This is a genomic window from Limnohabitans sp. (assembly GCF_023910625.1).
In the GTDB taxonomy this organism is placed as follows: domain Bacteria; phylum Pseudomonadota; class Gammaproteobacteria; order Burkholderiales; family Burkholderiaceae_C; genus Limnohabitans_A.
Genome location: NZ_JAAVVW010000003.1, coordinates 136,159 through 157,517 on the forward strand (window position 1 = coordinate 136,159; position 21,359 = coordinate 157,517).

18 protein-coding genes are annotated in these 21,359 nt (G+C 60.8%); 5 read left to right on the plus strand and 13 right to left on the minus strand.

Features of this window, described 5'->3' with window-relative positions; genetic code table 11:
• Positions 1-11: 11 nt before the first annotated feature.
• Together HEQ17_RS03540 and HEQ17_RS03545 are read left to right on the plus strand one after the other, a co-directional pair.
• Positions 12-965, plus strand: a complete 954-nt coding sequence (locus tag HEQ17_RS03540; protein WP_296291319.1) for a nitronate monooxygenase family protein — start codon at positions 12-14, stop codon at positions 963-965.
• 21 nt (positions 966-986) lie between these two features.
• A complete protein-coding gene (locus tag HEQ17_RS03545; protein ID WP_296291320.1) occupies positions 987-2,168 on the plus strand; it encodes an acyltransferase in 1,182 nt (393 codons plus the stop codon).
• 13 nt (positions 2,169-2,181) lie between these two features.
• On the opposite strand, the gene cphA (HEQ17_RS03550) is transcribed toward HEQ17_RS03545, so the two are convergent.
• Together cphA (HEQ17_RS03550) and cphA (HEQ17_RS03555) are read right to left on the minus strand one after the other, a co-directional pair.
• On the minus strand, positions 2,182-4,761 hold the full coding sequence (gene cphA / locus HEQ17_RS03550) for a cyanophycin synthetase (RefSeq protein ID WP_296291321.1): 2,580 nt from the start codon (positions 4,759-4,761) through the stop codon (positions 2,182-2,184).
• Between the two features lie 43 nt (positions 4,762-4,804).
• Complete coding sequence (gene cphA, locus HEQ17_RS03555) at positions 4,805-6,991, minus strand: cyanophycin synthetase (protein ID WP_296291322.1); 2,187 nt, start codon at positions 6,989-6,991, stop codon at positions 4,805-4,807.
• 175 nt (positions 6,992-7,166) lie between these two features.
• Between cphA (HEQ17_RS03555) and HEQ17_RS03560 the strand changes: the two genes are divergently transcribed.
• Both HEQ17_RS03560 and HEQ17_RS03565 read left to right on the plus strand, forming a co-directional pair.
• Positions 7,167-9,488 (plus strand): ABC transporter ATP-binding protein, encoded by a 2,322-nt coding sequence (locus tag HEQ17_RS03560; RefSeq protein WP_296291323.1) that lies wholly within the window; start codon positions 7,167-7,169, stop codon positions 9,486-9,488.
• Positions 9,485-9,949, plus strand: coding sequence for a DUF1854 domain-containing protein (locus HEQ17_RS03565; RefSeq protein ID WP_296291324.1), 465 nt, complete (start codon positions 9,485-9,487; stop codon positions 9,947-9,949). Before HEQ17_RS03560 ends, HEQ17_RS03565 begins: the two co-directional genes overlap by 4 nt.
• Positions 9,950-9,955: 6 nt before the next feature.
• On the opposite strand, the gene HEQ17_RS03570 is transcribed toward HEQ17_RS03565, so the two are convergent.
• The 9 genes from HEQ17_RS03570 to HEQ17_RS03610 form a co-directional block, all read right to left on the minus strand.
• The gene (locus HEQ17_RS03570) at positions 9,956-11,320 is read right to left on the minus strand and encodes an MBL fold metallo-hydrolase (RefSeq protein WP_296291325.1); all 1,365 of its coding nucleotides are present in this window, start codon (positions 11,318-11,320) and stop codon (positions 9,956-9,958) included.
• 201 nt (positions 11,321-11,521) lie between these two features.
• Positions 11,522-12,664: a molecular chaperone DnaJ gene (gene dnaJ / locus HEQ17_RS03575; RefSeq protein ID WP_296291326.1), complete on the minus strand. Its 1,143-nt coding sequence runs from the start codon at positions 12,662-12,664 to the stop codon at positions 11,522-11,524.
• A 102-nt stretch (positions 12,665-12,766) separates the two neighbouring features.
• Positions 12,767-14,695: a molecular chaperone DnaK gene (gene dnaK / locus HEQ17_RS03580; RefSeq protein ID WP_296291327.1), complete on the minus strand. Its 1,929-nt coding sequence runs from the start codon at positions 14,693-14,695 to the stop codon at positions 12,767-12,769.
• A gap of 87 nt (positions 14,696-14,782) precedes the next feature.
• On the minus strand, positions 14,783-15,331 hold the full coding sequence (gene grpE / locus HEQ17_RS03585; protein WP_296291328.1) for a nucleotide exchange factor GrpE: 549 nt from the start codon (positions 15,329-15,331) through the stop codon (positions 14,783-14,785).
• A gap of 179 nt (positions 15,332-15,510) precedes the next feature.
• Positions 15,511-15,867, minus strand: coding sequence for an FKBP-type peptidyl-prolyl cis-trans isomerase (locus tag HEQ17_RS03590; RefSeq protein ID WP_296291329.1), 357 nt, complete (start codon positions 15,865-15,867; stop codon positions 15,511-15,513).
• Positions 15,868-15,943: 76 nt separating this feature from the next.
• Positions 15,944-17,116: a fumarylacetoacetate hydrolase family protein gene (locus HEQ17_RS03595; protein WP_296291330.1), complete on the minus strand. Its 1,173-nt coding sequence runs from the start codon at positions 17,114-17,116 to the stop codon at positions 15,944-15,946.
• Positions 17,117-17,374: 258 nt separating this feature from the next.
• Positions 17,375-17,767 (minus strand): MarR family transcriptional regulator, encoded by a 393-nt coding sequence (locus tag HEQ17_RS03600; protein WP_296293664.1) that lies wholly within the window; start codon positions 17,765-17,767, stop codon positions 17,375-17,377.
• 229 nt (positions 17,768-17,996) lie between these two features.
• Entirely contained in the window at positions 17,997-18,416 is a 420-nt protein-coding gene (locus tag HEQ17_RS03605; protein ID WP_296291331.1) for a thioesterase family protein, read from the minus strand.
• On the minus strand, positions 18,413-18,754 hold the full coding sequence (locus HEQ17_RS03610) for an ATPase with chaperone activity (RefSeq protein WP_296291332.1): 342 nt from the start codon (positions 18,752-18,754) through the stop codon (positions 18,413-18,415). The genes HEQ17_RS03605 and HEQ17_RS03610 overlap by 4 nt, the downstream gene beginning before the upstream one ends.
• A 127-nt stretch (positions 18,755-18,881) precedes the next feature.
• On the opposite strand from HEQ17_RS03610, the gene HEQ17_RS03615 reads away from it, so the two are divergent.
• Positions 18,882-19,361 (plus strand): DUF4148 domain-containing protein, encoded by a 480-nt coding sequence (locus HEQ17_RS03615; protein ID WP_296291333.1) that lies wholly within the window; start codon positions 18,882-18,884, stop codon positions 19,359-19,361.
• 26 nt (positions 19,362-19,387) lie between these two features.
• Here the strand turns inward: HEQ17_RS03615 and chrA are convergent, their stop codons facing one another.
• Positions 19,388-20,752: a chromate efflux transporter gene (gene chrA, locus HEQ17_RS03620; protein WP_296291334.1), complete on the minus strand. Its 1,365-nt coding sequence runs from the start codon at positions 20,750-20,752 to the stop codon at positions 19,388-19,390.
• A complete protein-coding gene (locus HEQ17_RS03625; RefSeq protein WP_296291335.1) occupies positions 20,749-21,129 on the minus strand; it encodes a hypothetical protein in 381 nt (126 codons plus the stop codon). Before HEQ17_RS03625 ends, chrA begins: the two co-directional genes overlap by 4 nt.
• Positions 21,130-21,359: the final 230 nt, after the last annotated feature.

The following is a 21,359-nucleotide window of genomic DNA, read 5'->3' on the forward strand; positions in this document are numbered from 1 at the left end:
GAGGAGCCCCCATGTCTAAATTGCCCGCCGTTCTGGCAAACCTGCCTTTCCCCGCCATCGCTTCGCCCCTGTTCATCATCAGCAACCCCAAGTTGGTGATTGAGCAGTGCAAGGCCGGCATTGTGGGCTCCATGCCCGCTTTGAATGCCCGTCCTGCCGCGCAGCTCGAAGAGTGGTTGATTGAAATCACCGAAACTCTGGCGGCTTACAACAAGGCCAATCCGGACAAACCCGCCGCGCCCTTTGCCATCAACCAGATCGTGCACAAAAGCAATGACCGTCTGGAACACGACATGGCCATGTGTGTCAAATACAAGGTACCGATCATCATCACCTCTCTGGGCGCGCGCGAGGAGATCAATGCTGCCGCCCACAGCTACGGCGGTGTGGTGTTGCATGACATCATCAACAACAAGCACGCGCACAAAGCGATCGAAAAGGGCGCAGACGGGCTGATCGCCGTGGCTGCGGGTGCAGGAGGCCATGCGGGCGTCAAAAGCCCTTTTGCCTTGATCCAGGAAATCCGCCAGTGGTTCGACGGCCCGGTGGCGTTGTCCGGCTCTATTGCCACGGGCGATGCGATTTTGGCCGCGCAGGCCATGGGCGCAGACTTTGCCTACATTGGTTCGGCCTTCATCGCGACCCTAGAGGCGCGAGCCACAGAGGATTACAAACAAGCCATTGTGGCGTGCAACTCGGACGACATCATTTACAGCAATTTGTTCACGGGCGTGCATGGCAACTACTTGGCCCCGTCGATCCGCGCTGCAGGTCTGGACCCCGAGAACCTGCCCGAGTCTGACCCCAGCAAGATGAACTTCGGTGGTGACGCCAAAAAAGCCTGGAAAGACATCTGGGGCTGCGGTCAAGGCATTGGTGCGATCCAGGCGGTGCAAAGCACGGCCGATTTGGTGGCCCAACTCAAGGCGCAATACCAAGCAGCCCGCAACCGTTTGGCCCTGTGATGGCTTCTGCCTGAGCCGCCCTTGTTCAACACATCGCAGCGCCCTTTGGGGCGTTCTTTTTTGATCGATGCCTTCAAGGCTGCGGGCTGCTTGTTGATTGTGTTGCACCACTTGGCCTTTTACGGGCCCATGTCGGATGTGGTGAACGTTGCTTTTCCTGCTGTGGTGGACTGGTTTTATGACCATGGCCGATTGGCGGTGCAGTTTTTCTTGGTGTGTGCGGGATTTCTCACAGCAGGCAGTTTGGCGCGATATGCATCGCTGACGCTGTCCGAGGCCCTGAAGCTGGCCTGGCAGCGCTATTTGCGTTTGGCCATTCCCTTGTTGGCCGCACTGAGCTTCACTGTGCTGGTCAGTGAATGGGTCAGGCCAGACTTTGCGCACGCCAGCCTGTCGGCTCCGCCCGGTTGGGGGCAGGCGCTGGCGCACATGGCGCTCATGCAGCATGTGCTGGAGCTGGAAGCCTTGTCGGCAGGTATTTGGTACGTGGCGATTGACTTTCAGTTGTACGCGATGGCATTGACTTGCCTGTTGGTGCTGAAGGCCTGGCCCCGTGCACAGACAGCGAATCCGGGCTTGGACCGGGCAGATGCCAAGCGCTGGGCGATGTGGTTGGTGCTGGTCTGCGTCTCTTTGTGGTGGTGGAATTTGGACAGCAATCTGGACGATTGGGGCGTGTATTTTTGGGGCTCTTATGGCTTGGGCTTACTCGCTTGGGAGGCCCGTCGGTTCACTGGCTCGGGCGCTTCTGAAGGCCAGGTTCGCCGCTGGATTGTGGGTGCGTTGATGCTGCTCGTTGGCGGCGTGTCCTGGTGGCTGGAGCCGCGAGCGCGGATCGCGCTGGCGTGGAGCTTGGCGGCCCTGTTGATGGCGGTGCCTGAAGCCTGGCTGTGGGGCCGAGCGCTTGGGGCCTCTCGCTGGCGCTCGGCCTTGGAGTGGTTGTCGGGCGTGTCCTACTCTGTGTTCCTCATCCACTTTGGCGTGAGCTTGGCAGTCAGTGCCGTTGTCACGCAGCATTGGCCTGATGCGCTGTGGGTCAATGTGCTGGGCGTCTTGGCCAGCTTGCTGCTGTCGCTGCTGCTGGGTGGCCTGCTTTGTCGGTGGGTGGAGCGGCAACCACCGACGGTGTGGCGCTGGTGGTTTTGGGTGGGGGCGTTCAAGGCCAGTGTGGCACTGGCCTTGTTCATGAATCCGGTGGTTTGAGTCCCCGCCCGGGTCAGTTGGCCCCGTTGCTGGCCTTGACCTTTTCGGTGATGTACGCCAAAGCCTCTTCGACCTGGTCAATCAAAATCAGGCACAGATCGCCCGGTGACAGGCGCGACAGGGCGGTGTCGATGGCATTGAACTCGCCCTGGATGTCTTGCACATGGGTGGTGCGCAGCGCGCCTTGCAGACCTTCGCGCAGCAAACCGATCACCTCGCCGTCTTCGCGCCCGCGTTGGCAAGCGTCTTGGAACAGCAGCACTTCGTCAAATGCTTTGCCCAGAATTTGCGTCTGGTCGCGGATGTCCTGGTCGCGCCGGTCGCCCGCACCACTGATCACCACCACGCGCTTGTTGGCGGGCATGTTCTCCACCGCCTGCACCAAAGCCTGGATGGCGTCCGGGTTGTGTCCGTAATCGGCAATGAGCGTCGCGCCCTGGTAGTCAAACAGGTTGAAGCGACCGGGGACGCCCTGGATGTCGCTGATGAAGGTGGCCAGGCCTTGCGCCATCGCATCCCAGTGCACGTCTACCGCCCAAGCCGCGCCCACCGCGGCCAACACGTTCTCGGTCAGAAAACCGATTTGACCTTGGCGTGTGAGCGGCACTTGGCTCAGCGGGATGCGGAACACCTGTCTGCCTTTTTGGGCTACGATGGCGCCGTCTTCCACATAGACCACGCGTTTGCCTTGGGCGCGGTGCGTGGCCAGCACGGGGTGGTTGGCGTCCAGCGCAAAAAAGGTCACATCGCCCGGGCTGTGCCGGGCCATGGCCACCACAGCCGGGTCGTTGGCGTTGAGCACGGCCATGCCCCTGGGGTCCACGTTGAGCACGATCACCCGTTTGAGCACCGACAGGTCTTCCAGGGTGGTGATGTAGTTCAGGCCCAGGTGGTCGCCTGCGCCCAAGTTGGTGACCACGGCCACTTGGCAGCGGTCAAAGGCCAGGCCCTCGCGCAGCAAGCCGCCTCGGGCGGTCTCGAACACGGCGGCATCCACATCGGGGTGCATCAACACGTTGCGGGCGCTGCGCGGGCCGCTGCAGTCGCCCGAGTCGGTTTGGCGGCCATTGACGTAGACCCCGTCGGTGTTGGTCATGCCCACGCGCAGGCCTTGGGCCTTGAGCAGGTGAGCCGCCAAGCGCACGGTGGTGGTTTTGCCGTTGGTGCCGGTCACGGCAATCACCGGGATGCGGCCGTTGTCGCCATCGGGGAACATGAGGTCAATGACGGCATTGCCCACATCCCTGCCTTTGCCAAACGAGGGGCTGATGTGCATGCGCAGGCCCGGTGCGGCGTTGAGCTCGACGATGCCACCGTTTTGGTCTTCGAGCGGGCGCGAGAGCGATTCGCAGACCACGTCAACGCCGCAAATGTCCACGCCCACCATTTGTGCCGCCGCGATCACGCGGGCTTTGACCTCGGGGTGCACTTCGTCGGTCACATCGGTGGCGGTGCCGCCGGTGGACAGGTTGGCGTTGTTGCGCAAAATCACGCGGCGGCCCTTGGCGGGCACCGATTCGGGCTCCAGGTCTTGCGCATGCAGGCGGCCGATGGCGATGTCGTCAAAACGGATTTTGGTCAAAGATGTCGCGTGACCTTCACCCCGGCGTGGGTCGGCATTGACCAGATCGACCAATTGGCGCACGGTGTGCTTGCCATCGCCCACGACCAGCGGCGGCTCGCGCCTTGCGGCGGCCACCAGTTTGTCGCCCACCACCAGCAGGCGGTAATCGTGGCCGGGCAAAAACTTTTCCACCAGCACGGTGCCATACCGCACAGCGGTGGCATAGGCTTTGTCAAACGCCTCACGCGCAGTGATGTTGACCGAGACCCCTTTGCCCTGGTTGCCGTCTTGGGGTTTGACCACAACCGGCAGACCGATTTCATGGGCAATGGCCCAGGCTTCGTCCAGGCTCTTGGACGGGCGCCCCATGGGCACGGGCACGCCTGCCGCGTGCAGCAGGCTTTTGGTCAGGTCCTTGTCTTGTGCAATCGATTCGGCAATGGCGCTGGTGGTGTCGGTTTCGGCGGCCTGGATGCGTCGCTGCTTGGCGCCCCAGCCAAATTGCACCATGCTGCCATCGGTGAGGCGACGGATCGGGATTCCGCGCGACATGGCGGCGTCCACGATGGACCCGGTCGAAGGCCCAAGGCGCACGTCTTCGTCGTGTTCGTGCAATTGCGCGATGGCGCCTTCCAGGTCGAAGCCGGCACCTGCTGCGGCGGCCTGACACAGTTGCTCGGCCAGGCTCAGCGCCAAACGACCTACCACTTCTTCGGTGTACTGCACCACCACCTGAAACACGCCGGGCTCCTCGGTGGGCATGGTGCGGCTGAAGGACACCGGGCAGCCTGCGTGCGCTTGCAGGCTCAAGGTGACTTTTTCCAACGCATGGGCCAGCGTGACGGCCTCGCCGGGGCGCTGCCCATCAAACGGACCGACCGCGGGAAAGATGCGACGCAGTTGCTGCTCAACCGGGTGCTGCGCTGACAGGCCGCTGTCTTCGGGACCGCAGCTGACGATGGCTTCGATGGCGGTGTGGCGGCTCCACAGATTGGGGCCACGCAAAGCGCGAATACGAGAAACTTGCATGAAAGGTGTTTCCAGGGGAAGAAGGGTGGCCAGGGGCGATGTTTCAAGCGGTGGGCAAGCTGCCGTAACTTTTGATCCCGGCCCGGATCAGGTCGGTGCCAATGTCCAAGGCCCAGGCCGCGCAGGCAGCCACGAGCATGTCGCTGGTGTTCAGACTGCCCGTTTTCAAAAGCCGCGCCACGGCCGGTCGTTGGCTTGCCAGCACCAGGTGTTCTTTGGGGCCCTGGGCCAGCACCAGCTGGCCTTCGCGCCAAAACCCCACGCGGTGACCTGCGCTGCGGTGCGCTTGCAAGCGGGTGTTGTGCTCATCGTCGGCATAAAACATCACACTCCCATCGCAGTAATCCGCTAGAGCGGCCACTTCGGGGTCGGCGGCGTTCAGCACCGCCGTACCCTCGGGCAACACCACATCGATTTGGGTGCGGATGTAGCCTGGCATTTTTTCATCACCGCCCGGGTACAGGTCATCCAGACCGGTGGCGCGGGGCATGCGGGTGACGATGCCAATCTGGCAGCGGTCATACGGCAGGCCTTGGGCCAGCAGATGGCGGGCATCGCTTTCGAAAACGGCCGCTTGCACGCCCCGGTTGATCAGCAAACGCTGCGCTTGGGCCCAGTCCATGCCGTCCTGGGTGGGCAGTTGGCGTTGGTTCAAGAACAAGCCGTTGGCGCACGACAGTCCGGTGTGAAGACCCAACAGGTGCAGCAACCACGCGAGCAATTGCGCAGGTTGGGTGGTGTCGCCATCGCCGATCAGGCCCACGACCGGAATGCGGCCATTGTCTTCGGGCTTGAACAGGTGGTTGGCAATGGCCTGGCCCACCGGGCGGGGCTGGCCTGTGGCGGGTTTGAGGTGCATCAGCAGGCCCGGGCCGGCATTGACCTCGACCACCGCGCCGCCTTGCGGCCCCAAGGGCTTGGAGATGTCTTCCACCACCAGGTCAACACCGGCGATGTCCAAGCCCACCACGCGCGCGGCCAGCACCGCTTGGGCGGCCACATCGGGGTGCACCAGGTCGGTCACGTCCATCGACATGTTGCCGGTGCGCATGATGAGCACGCTGCGGCCCGCCTCGGGCACGCTGCCTGCGTTCAGGCCTTGGCGCTTGAGCTCCAGCACCGAGGTGGTGTGGTCTTCCAGGCGGATGGTGTCCAGGGGAAAGTCTTCTTCTTCGCCCCGGCGCGGGTCGGAGTTGATTTGCAGTTCGATCAGTTGTTGCACGGTGTGCACGCCATCGCCCACCACGCTGGCGGTTTCGCCTTTGTTGATCGCCACCACTTGGTCACCCACCACCAGCAGGCGGTGTTCCTGGCCCAAAATGAAACGCTCGACGATGACCTCGCTGCCTTCGGCCAAGGCGATGCCATAGGCCGCTTCGATGTCTTCCTGGCGTGACAGTTCGAGCGACACCCCCCGGGCATGGTTGCCATCGGTGGGCTTGACGCAGACCGGCAGGCCAATGTCCTGGGCCGCGGTCCAGGCCGCTTGCGGGCTGTCGACGATCTGGCCTTCGGGTACGGGCACACCACACATGCTCAGCAGCTGCTTGGTCAGGTCCTTGTCTTTGGAGATGCCTTCGGCAATCGCGCTGGTGCGATCGGTCTCGGCGGTCCAGATGCGACGCTGGCGCTGGCCATAGCCCAGCTGCACCAAGTTGCCATCGTTCAGGCGAATGCTCGGGATGCCCCGGTCGGCGGCTGCATCGACGATGCTGGCGGTACTCGGGCCAATGCACAGGCTGTCCACCATTTGGGTCAGTTGGGCGATGTGCGCAGTGACATCAAAAGCCTGGTCTGAAATGGCGGCCAGAATCAAATCGCGTGCACTGTGCAGGGCCTGACGGCTCACGGCTTCATGACGGGTGCGGATGACAACCTTGTAAACACCCCGGGGCCCAGCTTCGCGGGCTTTGCCAAAACCGGTTTGCATGCCGGCGCGTGTTTGCAGCTCCAGCGCCACATGCTCCAGAATGTGACCCGGCCAGGTGCCTTCTTGCAGCCGCTTCAAAAAGCCGCCACGCTCGCCCACACTGCAGCGGTGCTCGACCAGGCCGGGCAGCCAAGCCGCCAGACGCTCTGCGAAGCCGGGCAGGGTGTTGGAGGGGCAGTCTTCCAGGTCGCCGATGTCGATCAGGGCTTCGATGACCGGGCGGTAAGTCCAGATGTTGGGGCCGCGCAATGGGGTCATGCGCAGGAACTGAATGGGGTGGGGTGTGGGGTGTGCGCTCATGCTTTGGGGGTGCAGCGATAGAATTGTCGCTCGATCGCGGGGATGTCCAGCGTTTGGGCGGAAAGCTCAAGGTTCAACAGGGGCATGGCTTGGACAGGCGGTGTCAACCGGGTTCGAAGTGTGTTTTTTTCGTCGCGCCACCGGGGCGCAACGGGTTCTTTGGGGTTCAGCCTTCATGTCTTCAGTACTTTCTTCTGCATCTTGTCGTTCGGTTGTGCCGGACGAGTGGCAAGCAGAAGTGCAATCGAGGCTGCAACCCGATGAAAACGCTACAGCCTGGGTTCTGGTTGACCTGAATGCGGCACTGAAGTTCCACAAAATCGCTTTGATTTTGACCGATCGGCGCATCCTCACGGCCCATCTGAGTGAAAAAAATTGGCAAAGCTGGTCCTTGGCACAAGGCCAGCGGTTGCGCCAGACGGACCACGCCGGGGTCGGGCAGCTGGAGTTGAGGGATGTGCAAGGCCGCCTGGCGGTTTGGCGCTTTACGCTGGGCCTGCAAGACGCGGTGTTTCGCTGGGTGGCGCAGTTCGAGGCGCAGCAAAGCCACCGTGCCCAAAGCCCGGACAGTGTGCCCGCCGACCTGCAAGGGCGACCTTTGCAGGCGGCCCATGTGTTGGTGTGCCCGGTGTGCCAGGCCAGCTTGTCCGAGGACGATGACGAGTGCCCTGTCTGCAGCCGGGAAGACCTGAACCCGCCGTCGACCTGGACCCTGCTCAAACTCTGGCGCTTTGCCCGGCCTTACAAGCGCTCTTTGCTGATCGGCTTTTTGCTGACCCTGGCCTCGACCGCCGCCACGCTGGTGCCGCCTTACCTGACCATGCCCTTGATGGACGAGGTGCTGATCCCTTACCAGAACGGGGCCGACATCGACCCGGGCCTGGTGTCCCTGTACCTGCTGGGTTTGCTCGCTTCGGGTTTGCTGGCCTGGGGCCTGGGCTGGGCCAAAACCTACATCCTCGCGCTGGTGTCCGAGCGCATCGGTTCCGATTTGCGCACCAGCACTTATGAGCATTTACTCAAACTTTCGCTGGAGTATTTCGGCGGACGGCGCACCGGTGATTTGATCGCGCGCATCGGCAGCGAAACCGACCGCATCAACGTGTTTTTGTCACTGCACCTGCTGGACTTTGCCACCGATGTGCTGATGATTTTGATGACGGCTGTCATCTTGTTTTACATCAACCCCACGTTGGCGCTGGTGACCTTGTTGCCGCTGCCCTTCATTGGCTGGCTGATCCACGTGGTGCGCGAAAGACTGCGCACCGGCTTTGAAAAAATCGACCGCGTTTGGGCCGAGGTGACCAACGTGCTGACCGACACCATCCCTGGCATCCGGGTGGTCAAAGCCTTTGCACAGGAGGACCGCGAAGCCCAGCGCTTCAAGGACGCCAACGCGCACAACCTGCAAGTCAACGACCGACTCAACCGCGTCTGGTCGCTGTTCTCGCCCACGGTGACACTGATGACCGAAATCGGCTTGCTGGTGGTCTGGGGCTTTGGTATCTGGTTGGTGTCGGACAACCAAATCACCGTGGGTGTGCTGACCGCGTTTTTGGCCTACATCGGGCGGTTTTACAGTCGTCTCGATGCCATGAGCCGCATCGTCTCGAACACCCAAAAAGCAGCCGCCGGGGCCAAGCGGATATTTGACATCCTAGACCATGTCTCCAGCGTGCCCGAGCCGATCAACCCCGTGGCTTTGCCAGCCCATGTCCAAGGCCACATCAGGCTGCGCGATGCGGGCTTTCGTTATGGCAACCGGGCCGTGATCCGCCAGCTCAATCTTGACATCCAGCCTGGCCAGATGATCGGTCTGGTGGGCCACAGTGGCTCGGGCAAGAGCACGCTGGTCAATTTGATCTGCCGCTTTTACGACCTGAGCGAAGGGGCCATCGAACTTGACGGCACCGACATCCGCCAGCTGAAGGTGGCCGACTACCGCCGTCAAATTGGTTTGGTGCTGCAAGAGCCATTTTTGTTCTTCGGCACCATCGCCGACAACATCGCATACGGCAAGCCTGACGCCACCCGTGAAGAGATCGTGGCCGCAGCCCGCGCCGCGCATGCCCACGAGTTCATTTTGCGCATGCCTCAGGGCTACGACTCGCTGGTGGGCGAGCGCGGCCAGGGCCTGTCGGGTGGCGAGCGCCAGCGCATCTCGATTGCGCGGGCCTTGCTCATCAACCCGCGCATCCTGATCTTGGACGAGGCCACTTCTGCGGTGGACACCGAAACCGAAAAAGAAATCCAAAAAGCGCTGGACAACCTGGTGCGCGGGCGCACCACGATTGCCATCGCGCACCGTTTGTCCACTTTGCGCAAGGCCGACCGTTTGGTGGTCATGGACAAAGGGGTGGTGGTCGAAGAGGGCACGCACGACGTGCTCATGGAGGCCCAAGGCGCTTACTGGCGCTTGTACGAAGCGCAGCAGCGCCAGGCCGAAGCGGTGGCGGTGCTCGGCGGCAGCGACGAGGACAAAAAGGTGAGCGCATGACCCCGTTTGATTTGCAACGCGATGCTTTTGGCCGTTGGGTGCTGGTCTTGGCCGATGGCACGCGCCACAGCCCGGTGACGGCTGTGCGCGCCTATCCGGTCTCGGCCCCTGACCAAGGCGTGGCCTTGATAGACGCCGATGGTCACGAGCTGCAGTGGGTGCCCAACCTGTTGGCACTCGCGCCTGACCTGCAGGCCACGCTTCGAGAGGCCGTGGACGAGCGAGAGTTTTTGCCACAAATCCTGCGCCTGGACACCGTGAGCAGCCTGCTCACGCCCAGCACCTGGACGGTGCAGACCGATCGGGGCACCACGCAATTCATGCTCAAAGGCGAGGAAGACATCCGCCGCCTGACAGGCACTGTGCTGCTGATCAACGACGCCAATGGCGTGCAGTACATGATCCGAGATTTGGCGGCCATGGACAAACACTCGCGCAAATTGTTGGATCGTTTTCTCTGAGCGATTTCACAGGGGCCAGACCGAGCCGTGCTCGGGCACCAAGGCGCGCCATTTGATCTCGTGCTCGATGCGCTGGCGCAGCATGTCGGATGCCTCGCGTTCGCCGTGCACCACATACACCTGAGCCGGTGCACTGGGCATTTTGTGCAGCCAGCTGATCAACTGGTTGCCGTCGGCGTGGGCCGAGGCCGACTCGATTTGTGCCACCTCGGCGCGTACCGCCACATCCTGCGCGTGGATGCGGATGGCGTTGCGGCCGCTGGCCAAGGCCGCCCCGCGTGTGCCAGGGGCCTGATAACCCGTCAGGATGATCATGTTGCGGTGGTCTCCCGCGTATTGCGTCAAGTGGTGCAAGACGCGCCCGCCCGTGGCCATGCCGCTGGCCGCCAGGATGACCATGGGGCCATGCCGTTTGGCCAGCGACTTCGATTGCTCAGGTGTTTCCAGCATGGTGGCCACATGGTCCATGTTGTGCACCTCTTGCACACTCAGGCGGTGCTCGCCAGGATGGCGCTCAAACAGGGCGGTGGAGTGGATCGCCATCGGACTGTCCAGAAAAATCGGCAAACTCTTGGGGATTTGTCCCGCCGCCTTGAGTTGTGCGATGGTGTGCAGCACAGCCTGGGCCCGCCCCACGGCAAAGACCGGCACCACGGCCACGCCGCCGCGTGCGGCCAGTTTTTTCAACAGCGGCCCCAGTTCCTCAAACACGTTTCCCCTGGGGTGCTGGCGGTCGCCATAGGTCGATTCGATCAAGACCGTGTCGGCCTGAGGGGGCGGCTCGGGCGGGTTCATCAGCGGGTCGTCAGGGCGGCCCAGATCGCCCGAAAAAAGGATGCGCCGCCCACCCACATCCAACAGCAAACTGGCCGCGCCCAGAATGTGCCCCGCAGGCTGAAAGCGGGCCTTCCAGCCACGGATGGGCTCGAACCACTGGCCTTGCCTTTCGGCATGCAAATGCCGCAGGCTCTGGATGGCCTCTTGTTTGGTGTACAGCGGCAGGGCCGGTGCGTGTTTGGAAAAACCGTGCCGATTGGCAAAAAACGCGTCCTCCTCCTGGATGTACCCGCTGTCGGGCAGCAAAATGCTGGCCAGATCGCAAGTGGCCGAGGTGGCGTGCACCCGACCCCGAAAACCGTTTTTGACCAGCAAGGGCAAGTACCCGCTGTGGTCCAGGTGCGCATGTGTCAGCACCACCGCATCGATGTTTGCCGGGTTGGCGGGCAGGGGGTTCCAGTTGCGCAGGCGCAGTTGTTTGTAGCCCTGAAACAGCCCGCAATCAACCAGCAGCCGCTTCTGGTTGTGCTCGATCAGGTACTTGGAGCCAGTGACTGTGTCGGCTCCGCCGAGGAAGGTGATGGTGGCGCTCATGCATGGCATGCTGCGCCGAAAACCAAGCAGCCAGATTGATCAGAGTCAAACAAGCACCGAAGTGCGAGAGGGGCTGCGGCGGGTGACGATTTTTGCGTACCCGCCATGAGGAACCCGCCGCAGCCCCTCTCGCACTGCTCGAAGGGAGGCGGTCGACTCAAAAGCCTGCGCCCGGCGACATTCGAAGTTCCGACCTGAGCGTCAGCCCCCGAAGAAGCCTTTCAACTTATCCGTCCAGCCTTCGCCGCTGGGCTGGTGTTTACCGCCACCTTTGGAGAGCGACTCCTCAAACTCCTTGAGCAGTTTCTTCTGGTGCTCGGTGAGCTTGACCGGTGTCTCTACGGTGATGTGGCAATACAGGTCGCCCGGGTAGCTGCCGCGCACGCCTTTGATTCCCTTGCCTCGCAAACGAAACTGCTTGCCCGTCTGTGTTCCTTCCGGAATGTCGATGGCAGCTTTGCCGCCCAGGGTGGGCACTTCGATCTCTCCGCCCAGCGCAGCTTTGGAAAAGCTGATCGGCACCGCGCAGTGCAGGTCGTCCCCATCGCGCTCGAAGATGTCATGCTTTTTCAAGCGGATTTCGATGAACAGATCACCGGGTGGGCCGCCATTCGTGCCGGGCTCTCCATTGCCCGCGCTGCGGATGCGCATGCCGTCGTCGATACCGGCCGGAATTTTGACTTCCAGCGTTTTTTGTTTCTTGACCTTGCCTTGCCCATGGCAGGTGCCGCAAGGGTCGGGAATGATCTTGCCGGTGCCCCGGCAGTGCGGGCAGGTTTGCTGCACACTGAAAAAGCCCTGGCGCATTTGCACTTGACCTTGGCCTTGGCAAGTCGAGCAGGTCTTGGCGCTGGTGCCCGGCTTGGCCCCCGTGCCGTGGCAGGTGTCGCACTCGTCCCAGCTCGGTATGCGCAGTTGCGAGTCCTTGCCGTTGGCCGCTTCTTCGAGGGTGATTTCCATCGCGTAGCTCAGATCGGCACCACGAAACACCTGTCGCCCCCCACCGCGCCCACCGCGAGCTTGCCCGCCGAAGATGTCACCAAAGATGTCGCCAAACGCATCACCAAAACCGCCAAAGCCTTCGGCTCCGCCTCGCATATTCGGGTCGACACCGGCGTGTCCGTGCTGGTCGTAGGCCGCGCGTTTTTGCGGGTCCGACAGCATTTCGTAGGCTTGCTTGACTTCTTTGAATTTGCCTTCAGCTTCTTTGGCCTTGGCGTCTTCGCCCTGGTTGCGGTCAGGGTGGTACTTCATCGCCAGCTTGCGATAAGCCTTTTTGATGTCTTCGTCCGTGGCGTTTTTGGCAACGCCCAGCACTTCGTAAAAATCTCGTTTTGTCGCCATGGGGCAAATCCAACCGTTAGAACAAGAACGCCGCGAAGGCGATTCAGTGGCCTGAATCAGCTTGCGCGGCGGGACTGCGGCCAGGCCGCAGAGGGTGGGGTCTTAGCCCTTTTTGACTTCCTTGACTTCCGCGTCCACCACATTGTCGTCTTGTGGCTTGGCTTCGGCGGCACCGGCAGCACCTGCGCTGGCGGCGGCTTGCTGCGCTTGCATGTCGGCATAGACCTTCTCGCCCAGCTTCTGGCTGGCCGTCATCAGGGCTTCGGTTTTGGCCTCGATGGCCTCTTTGTCTTCGCCCTTCAAAACTTCCTCCAGGTCCTTGGCGGCTGTCTCGATGGCGTCTTTTTCAGACGCTTCAATCTTGTCGCCGTGCTCGGTCAGGCTCTTCTTGACGCTGTGCACCGCAGCTTCACCGGCGTTGCGGGCCTGCACGAGTTCGAGCTTTTTCTTGTCTTCGACGGCATTGAGCTCGGCGTCTTTCACCATTTGCTGGATTTCAGCTTCCGACAAGCCCGAGTTGGCCTTGATCGTGATTTTGTTTTCTTTGCCGGTGCCTTTGTCTTTGGCCCCAACGTGCAAGATGCCGTTGGCGTCGATGTCAAAAGACACTTCAATCTGGGGCGTGCCACGCGAAGCTGGCGGGATGCCTTCGAGGTTGAATTCGCCCAGCAATTTGTTGCCCGAGGCGATTTCGCGCTCACCCTGGAACACCTTGATCGTCACCGCTGGCTGGTTGTCTTCGGCGGTCGAGAAGGTCTGAGCAAACTTGGTTGGGATGGTGGTGTTCTTGGTGATCATCTTGGTCATCACGCCGCCCATGGTCTCAATGCCCAAAGACAAAGGCGTCACGTCCAGCAGCAACACATCGGTGCGGTCGCCCGACAAGACCTGGCCCTGGATCGCAGCGCCCACGGCCACAGCTTCGTCGGGGTTCACATCTTTGCGGGGCTCTTTGCCGAAGAACTCTTTGACCTTCTCTTGCACCTTGGGCATGCGGGACATGCCGCCAACCAAAATGATGTCGTCAATCTCGCCGACTGAGACGCCAGCGTCTTTGATGGCCGTGCGGCAAGGGGCGATGGTGCGCTCGATCAGCTCTTCCACCAACTGCTCGAGTTTGGCGCGGGTCAGCTTGATGTTCAGGTGCTTGGGGCCGGTGGCGTCCGCTGTGATGTAAGGCAAGTTCACGTCGGTGGCCGCCGAGCTGGACAGCTCGATCTTGGCTTTTTCAGCGGCTTCTTTCAGGCGCTGCAGGGCCAGCACGTCCTTGGCCAGATCCACGCCGGATTCTTTTTTGAACTCGGTGATGATGTGGTCGATGATGCGCTGGTCAAAGTCTTCGCCGCCCAAGAAGGTGTCGCCGTTGGTCGACAACACTTCGAACTGCTTTTCGCCGTCCACGTCGGCAATTTCGATGATGGACACGTCGAACGTGCCGCCCCCCAAGTCATACACGGCGATCTTGCGGTCGCCTTTTTCTTGCTTGTCCAGGCCAAAGGCCAAGGCTGCAGCGGTGGGCTCGTTGATGATGCGCTTGACGTCCAAACCGGCAATGCGGCCCGCGTCTTTTGTGGCTTGACGCTGTGCGTCGTTGAAATAAGCGGGCACCGTGATCACGGCCTCGGTCACTTCCTCGCCGAGGTAGTCTTCGGCAGTTTTCTTCATCTTGCGCAGAATTTCAGCGCTGATTTGTGGCGGGGCCAATTTGTTGCCACGCACTTCCACCCACGCATCGCCGTTGTCGGCTTTGGCGATGGTGTAGGGCATCAGGTCGATGTCTTTTTGGACTTCTTTTTCGGCGAACTTGCGGCCAATCAGGCGCTTGACCGCGTACAAGGTGTTCTTGGGGTTGGTGACCGCTTGGCGTTTGGCCGAAGCGCCGACCAGGATTTCGCCGTCTTCTTGGTAGGCAATGATCGACGGGGTGGTGCGAGCGCCTTCGGCGTTCTCGATCACTTTGGTCGTGTTGCCTTCCATGATGGCCACGCACGAATTGGTGGTGCCCAAGTCAATACCGATGATTCTTCCCATTTTGATGCTCCGAAATTGGTTAAAAGTGCAATGTTTTGCAATTGAGGCAGCCGGGACGCTTTTCAAGTCCCCTGCGCCGAAAAGGTTTTATTTGGGGGCGGTCACCGTCACCAAAGCCGGACGCAGCACGCGGTCGGCAATGGAATAACCCTTTTGCAACACGCCCACCACGGTGTTGGGCTCTTGCTCGGCCGGCACCACGCTGATGGCCTGGTGGTGGTGGGGGTCGAACTTGGTGCCTGCGGGGGGGGCAATTTCGATCACTTTGTTGCGCTCCAACGCACTTTTGAGCTGGCGCAGCGTGGCCTCTGACCCTTCGCGGATTTGCTCCAGCGTGGCGTTGGGTAAGGCCAAACCGGCCTCGAGGCTGTCGAGCACAGGCAGCAGGCTGTCGGCAAAACCTTCCACGGCAAATTTCCGGGCCTTGGCGATTTCGTCGTCGGCGCGGCGGCGGGCGTTTTGCACATCGGCCTGGGCGCGCAGGTACTGGTCGGCCAGATCGGCGTTTTGAGCCTTCAGGTTGGCCAGCTCGGCCTGGGCATCGGCCAGCGGGTCGGTGGGGGTCATGGCAGCAGCTGCAGCCAATTCTTCGTCACTCAGGGGCTTAGGGTCTTGGTTTTGTGTGGCTTCTGACATGAACAATGTCCGCAAAAAATGGATACCCTTTGCAAATAGGGGCGTTGTTTCAGGCTTCAAGGGGGGGGTGCAGTTCAATGGCCCCGGGAATGGCGCAAAAAAATAGAGCAAAAATAGCGCAAGAAAAACCCGCCCAAAGGCGGGTCAGTCGGAAAAGCTGCAGCCTTTTCGCCTTGGGCTCAATCGAGGGCCAGCAGCTCCACGTCGAACTTCAAGGTGGCGTTGGGCGGGATCACGCCGCCAGCGCCGCGTGCGCCGTAGCCCAGTTCGGCCGGGATGATCAGGGTGCGTTGCCCGCCGACCTTCATGCCGGCCACGCCTTCGTCCCAGCCCTTGATGACCATGCCTGCACCCAGGCCGAACACGAAGGGGTCGCGGCGGTCGCGGCTGGAGTCGAATTTCGCGCCTTGTTCGCCGTCTTTGAAGAGCCAGCCGGTGTAGTGCACGGTGACGTCCTGGCCTGCTGTTGCGACTTCGCCTTCGCCGACTATGGTGTCTTCGTATTGCAGGCCGGAGGGGGTGGTGTTCATGGGCATCCTGTCAGAAAGTGTCCGGTGCCTCTGGTGGGTCGCCCGGTTGTGGAAACCCAAAATTATGCCAGCCCGCCCACCCTCAGCTCGTCCGTTGGCGTTTGGCCAGATCGCGCATCAGGGCCCCCACGCCATAGGTCCAGGCGGGTGCCTGGTCCGAGGTGCTGACCTGGTTGACCAAGGAGCCCAGTTGCGGGGTCGAGATGCTGACCACATCGCCCACCACATGGGTAAAGCCCTGGCCGGGGCCATGGCGGTCTTGCGTGGGGGCGAACATGGTGCCCAAAAACAGCAGCATGCCGTCGGGGTACTGATGGTACTTGCCCATGGCCTGACCCACCAAATCGAGCGGGTCACGGCTGATCTGGTTCAGTGCGCTGCTGCCTTGCATCACAAAACCCTCGGGGCCTTGCACTCTGAGGCTCAGCTCGCATTGGCGCACCTCGTCGAGGCCAAAGTGTTCGTCAAACAGACGGATGAAGGGGCCGATGGCGCAACTGGCGTTGTTGTCTTTGGCTTTGCCCAGCAGCAAGGCGCTGCGGCCTTCAAAGTCGCGCAGGTTCACGTCGTTACCCAAAGTGGCACCGACCACTTCGCCGCGCGAGTTGGCGGCCAGCACGATCTCGGGTTCGGGGTTATTCCATTGGCTGGCGGGGTGGATGCCCACCCGGGCACCAGGGCCAACCGCGCTCATGGGTTGGGCTTTGGTGAAAATTTCGGCGTCTGGGCCTATACCCACTTCCAGGTATTGCGACCACATGCCTTGGGCCAGCAACACCTGCTTGAGCTTGGCCGATTCGGGTGAGCCGGGAACCACGCTGCGCAGGTTGTCGCCAATGACCGCGACCACCGCCTGACGGACGGCTTCGGCGCGGCTGGCGTCGCCACGGGCCTGCTCTTCGATCACCCGCTCGAGCATGCTGGCGACAAAGGTGACGCCCGCGGCCTTGATCGCTTGCAAATCGCAGGGGGCCATGAACCAAGGCCGGGCCGGATCACGCCCGTCTTCGTCGCTGTTGGCCAGCACGGCGGGGGTGTCTGCCACCGCCGCAACCTGCCCCGAGTTGATGCACTGTCTGACCCGTTGTGCGACTTGGTCCAGTTCGAGCAGCTCACTGCACGTCAGGGCCAAAGGGGAGAGGTCCAGCACCTTGTGTGGCGTGATCGCCACCAGGACCGGACCTGTATTGGGTTGCCATATGCGGCCGATCAGCAGGGCGTGCTCACAAAAGGGGGGCAAGGCAGAAGCGTTCATGGCCAGGGCATCCAAATTGAATAGCACGATCTTGCCAGAAGCGCTCAACTTGGAATGTCACAAATAAGCTTGCGAAGCGGGTTCTGAGTGTGTGCGGGGGATGTGTGGTCAAACAACATGGAAGATACCGCTCGGCGCATGGGGTAAGCACACATTGTGTGCGTCGAGGGGCGCACCCATAGCCTCGTCAGCGATGCCATCCATAACCCGTTGTCGATCAAAGGAGACTTGGGTGGAGTACGGCCAGACTTGACGCAGTCAAAGGTATATTTTTTGAAGCAGCGTCAGCAAACTCTTGCGCTGAGCAGTGGTGAGCTGAGCGATTTTTTTCATTTCGAGTTCAGTGGCTATTTGCTCGGCTTGAATCATCAACTCGAGTCCCTTTGAGGTGGCGTGGAATCCCATGGCGCGGACATCGTGAGGGGCTGGTTGGCGCTCAATGAGACCACGCGATTCGAGTGACTGGATCAGACCAACCAGGTTGGGATGCAATAAATCGAACGCATTGCAAAGTTGGCGTGAGTTCACGCCAGGCTTATGGCAGATGGTGGACATGACTGAAAATTCCACCGGCTTGAGTCCATAGGGTGCCAGCCGCTCAAGAAATACTTCAAGGATGTTGAGTGCTGCTTTGCGGGGGTTGTAACCCATCAAGATTTGCAGGTATCGGGTGTCAACCTCAGCCGTGGTGTCAGGCGCAGCGCAGGAGGTTGAATCGGCTTGGGTAGCTCCCGTGCGGGAGTTGGATTCGGGGCTGGGCTTGTTGGGCATGGTGTCCGACATTATGCCGCCGCAGAACAATGCTGAAACAGCATGCTTGGGTGTCGGGCCTGCTGTTGTCCGCGCTAGGAGGATTTTGGCGGGTGCAATGGCCCAAAGCTCAGATGCACAGAGCCTTGATGTCTTCGGGCACCGGTATGGCCTTGATGCGGTCGGGGTCTTCGGGGTGCTTGATGCAAAAAGCACGCACTTCGGTGCCTTCGCACAACACGGTGTCGCCACGCATGACCACGTGCTTGTGCACAAACACCTTGTCGCGCCACTCCTGCACGGTGGTGTGAACCTGCAGGGTTTCGCCGTAGGTGGCTGGGCGGATGAATCGGGTGTGAATCTCCAGCAGCGGCGTGCCGATGATTCCGCGCGTTTTGACCGTCTCGCGCCAGGGCAGCATGCCACATTGGATAAAGAAGTTGAGCGATGACGCATCCATCCATTTGGAGAAATTTGGGAAAAACACGATACCTGCGGGGTCGCAGTCACCGAACATCACTTGCACTTCGTAAACAACGGTTCTGCTCATGACAGATCTCCGGCGGCTTGCCTCATCGGCCACTGAAGAAGTTCGGCCAAGCGGCAGACCACCCAACGAGCCTCTGTGGGGGAGACCACCGCAGGCTCGGTCAACAAAGCGGCTTCGCATTGCTCCAGCACCAATTCTTCGGTGATCCCCAGGGTGAACTGCAAGTTGGCGGCTTTCTCGGTCAACAGATTGGCCAAGTCTTCGCACAGCTCGTAGCGCGCAGCCAACGCACGCTGTCCCAGTGTGGGTTTGACTTTGCCGGGCGCTAAGTACAGCGCTATGAATGAAGCCGGGATATCTATCTGGAATTCGTCGGTCATGGCGATGTGTGGGTTCAAGGGTGAATTAACGCACAGACGGTTCGACTTTGATCTTTTTTAATCAAAACCGGCTTGGCTTCATGGGGCAATCGGTCATTTCATGCTGAGGCCTTGACGGACTTTTTTTCATTGAAAGGATATTTTCATGCGACATTTTTCTATCCATGCCTTGGCTTTCGGGGTCTTGGCGGTGTGCGCCACCCAAGTCTGGTCGCAAAACACGGGCAGTCCCAAAACTCGCGAACAGGTGCGCATAGAGCTGATGGAAGCCATTCGTACTGGCGACCTGCCTGCCAACGATGAATCGGGGCGCATGCTCAATGAGGTCAACCCTTCTGCCTATCCACCCAAAAAGGTGGAGCCTTGTAAAACACGCGCCGAGGTGCGGGCTGAGCTGGCCGAAGCGCAGCGCACGGGCAATATGCCCGCCAATGATGACAGTGGTTGTATGCTCAATGAGATCAACCCCTCAGCTTACCCACCCAAGCCCGTGGTGCCCTGCAAGACGCGTGAGCAAGTTCGGGCCGAGTTGAATGATGCGCGTCGTACCGGCAACATCCCGGCCAATGACGACAGCGGTTGCATGCTCAGGGACCTTTACCCGGACCTGTATCCCAAAAAATGAGACGGGGCGGGGGTGGGGGCTGCGACTTAGACCAGCAGCTGCCACCCCAGACCCAATGCCGTACAAAGGCCCAGTAGCTTGAATACGCTCAGTTGTTTTTTAATCAGCAACCAAGCGGCCAACACCGTCAGGGCCATGGCCGCCAAATCGGGCATTTGGTGCCAGCCATTGGGGAAACAGCTCTGATGGGCAAACACGCCAGCCAGGTGCAGGATCACACCCACAACGGCGGCCATGATGCCTTGCAGTGGCCCGGCCAGAGAAGGCATGTGGCGCGTCGACTCGACCAGTGGGCCGCCCGCCAAAATGAATACGAAGGAAGGCAGGAAAGTGAACCATGTCGCCACGCAGGCCGCCACGATACCGCCTAGGAAAGGGTGGCCAAAAAGTGCTTGACTGTGCCCGCCCAGAAATCCTACGAACGCCACCACCATGATCAGCGGCCCGGGTGTGCTTTCGCCCAAGGCCAGGCCGTCCATCATTTGCGCGGCCGTTAGCCAGTTGTAATGTCCCACGGCGGCTTGCGTCACAAAAGGCAGCACCGCATAGGCCCCCCCAAAGGTCAGTAAAGCGGCTTGGGTGAAAAACCCGCCCATTTGAGTGAGGGTGTGACCCACACCGAACAGCAAAGCGATCAGGCCCAGGCTAAGTCCCCAAAGTGCCCATCCCAAAACCAAGGCCCGGACCAGTCGCGGTCGGCTGAAGTGTGTGTGAGCGGGGGCAGGCGTGTTGTCATCCAGCCACGCGCGGTCTGGGCGATCTTGCGCGCTTGGGTTGGCGCACTGGGGTTCATGGTCGACTCTTTCGGGCAAGGGGGGGGTGATGTGTGGGCGCGCCATGAAAAACCCAGCGGCAGCGGCGGCGGCAATGATCAGGGGAAAAGGCAAGCCCCACAACATGCCGAGCAAGGACAATCCGGCCACCCCCCACAACCAGCGTTCTTTCAACGTGCGAAGGGCCAATCGGTGTGCCGAATGCAGCACCAGCGCGGTCACGGCCGGCTTGAGACCCCAGAGCAAAGCTTGACCCCAGGGATGATGGCCCCAGACAGTGTAGGCCCAGCTCAGCAAAATCAAGATCAGCAAAGATGGCAAAACAAACAAGGCCCCGGCCACAATCCCTCCGCGTGTGCCGTGCATCAACCATCCGGTGTAAGTGGCCAATTGCTGTGCCTCGGGGCCGGGCAACAGCATGCAGTAATGCAAGGCGTGCAGGAACCTTTTTTCAGAAATCCAGCACCGACGCACCACCAACGCTTCATGCATCAGGGCTATCTGGGCGGCTGGACCACCGAAGCTCATGCAGCCCAGCCACAGCCAAAATCGGAGGGCTTGGCCAAAGCTCACTGTGGGGGAGTCTGCCAGGTCCGATGCGGGTCCGATGGAGCTCATGCCAGATCGAATGCTTCAAAAAACGCCTGAATAAAACAGGGCGTGCCACTCAAGCTCAGGCTCAAGGCCAAGCATTGGTTGGCCTGTGGTTCGGGAACGAGGGTCAAACGACCGGCGCTGTGCACAAAACGGGGTTGAGCGACTTGGTGTCGCGCCCCATCTCCCAGCAACGTGACCTGGAGGTCAAAGTCCCAATTGGCGCCATTTTCCAAAGGCCCAGGACCATGGTTATCAAATTGATGCGCCCATACCAGCACTTTGACCACTTCTGCCAGCAATGCCGCATTATGGGCGGCGGCCGGTTGGGCCAGCGCGTCCAGGCACACCACACCCTCAGCATCTTCACTGCGGTCGAAATCCAGCAATTGCAAAACCATGGAACACTCCCTGTCTTGGCCTGATTGTCACCGACCCTTGTGCGGCGGGCCCTGGGGTGCTTCGCTTGAGTCTCCAAGCTTGGCGCTTTCAATGCCTCTTGGGCTACAGTGAATGAAAAATTCCCGAAAGAAATTTCAATATAAACCCTGTGCAAGATTTTTTGTTGACATTGCACCGACCAACTCGGCCTTGACTTGGCCAGGACCGACGTTCAAAACCACCGCTCCAA

Bases quoted from the DNA above. Each gene is read 5' to 3' on its own strand.
- HEQ17_RS03570 (WP_296291325.1), bottom strand. From the start codon at position 11,320: ATGAGCGCCACCATCACCTTCCTCGGCGGAGCCGACACAGTCACTGGC.
- HEQ17_RS03595 (WP_296291330.1), bottom strand. From the start codon at position 17,116: ATGAACGCTTCTGCCTTGCCCCCCTTTTGTGAGCACGCCCTGCTGATC.
- HEQ17_RS03625 (WP_296291335.1), bottom strand. From the start codon at position 21,129: ATGGTTTTGCAATTGCTGGATTTCGACCGCAGTGAAGATGCTGAGGGT.
- cphA (WP_296291321.1), bottom strand. From the start codon at position 4,761: ATGCAAGTTTCTCGTATTCGCGCTTTGCGTGGCCCCAATCTGTGGAGC.
- HEQ17_RS03615 (WP_296291333.1), top strand. From the start codon at position 18,882: ATGCGACATTTTTCTATCCATGCCTTGGCTTTCGGGGTCTTGGCGGTG.
- HEQ17_RS03605 (WP_296291331.1), bottom strand. From the start codon at position 18,416: ATGAGCAGAACCGTTGTTTACGAAGTGCAAGTGATGTTCGGTGACTGC.
- dnaK (WP_296291327.1), bottom strand. From the start codon at position 14,695: ATGGGAAGAATCATCGGTATTGACTTGGGCACCACCAATTCGTGCGTG.
- HEQ17_RS03600 (WP_296293664.1), bottom strand. From the start codon at position 17,767: ATGGGTTACAACCCCCGCAAAGCAGCACTCAACATCCTTGAAGTATTT.
- cphA (WP_296291322.1), bottom strand. From the start codon at position 6,991: ATGAGCGCACACCCCACACCCCACCCCATTCAGTTCCTGCGCATGACC.
- dnaJ (WP_296291326.1), bottom strand. From the start codon at position 12,664: ATGGCGACAAAACGAGATTTTTACGAAGTGCTGGGCGTTGCCAAAAAC.
- grpE (WP_296291328.1), bottom strand. From the start codon at position 15,331: ATGTCAGAAGCCACACAAAACCAAGACCCTAAGCCCCTGAGTGACGAA.
- HEQ17_RS03565 (WP_296291324.1), top strand. From the start codon at position 9,485: ATGACCCCGTTTGATTTGCAACGCGATGCTTTTGGCCGTTGGGTGCTG.
- chrA (WP_296291334.1), bottom strand. From the start codon at position 20,752: ATGAGCTCCATCGGACCCGCATCGGACCTGGCAGACTCCCCCACAGTG.
- HEQ17_RS03590 (WP_296291329.1), bottom strand. From the start codon at position 15,867: ATGCCCATGAACACCACCCCCTCCGGCCTGCAATACGAAGACACCATA.
- HEQ17_RS03540 (WP_296291319.1), top strand. From the start codon at position 12: ATGTCTAAATTGCCCGCCGTTCTGGCAAACCTGCCTTTCCCCGCCATC.
- HEQ17_RS03560 (WP_296291323.1), top strand. From the start codon at position 7,167: ATGTCTTCAGTACTTTCTTCTGCATCTTGTCGTTCGGTTGTGCCGGAC.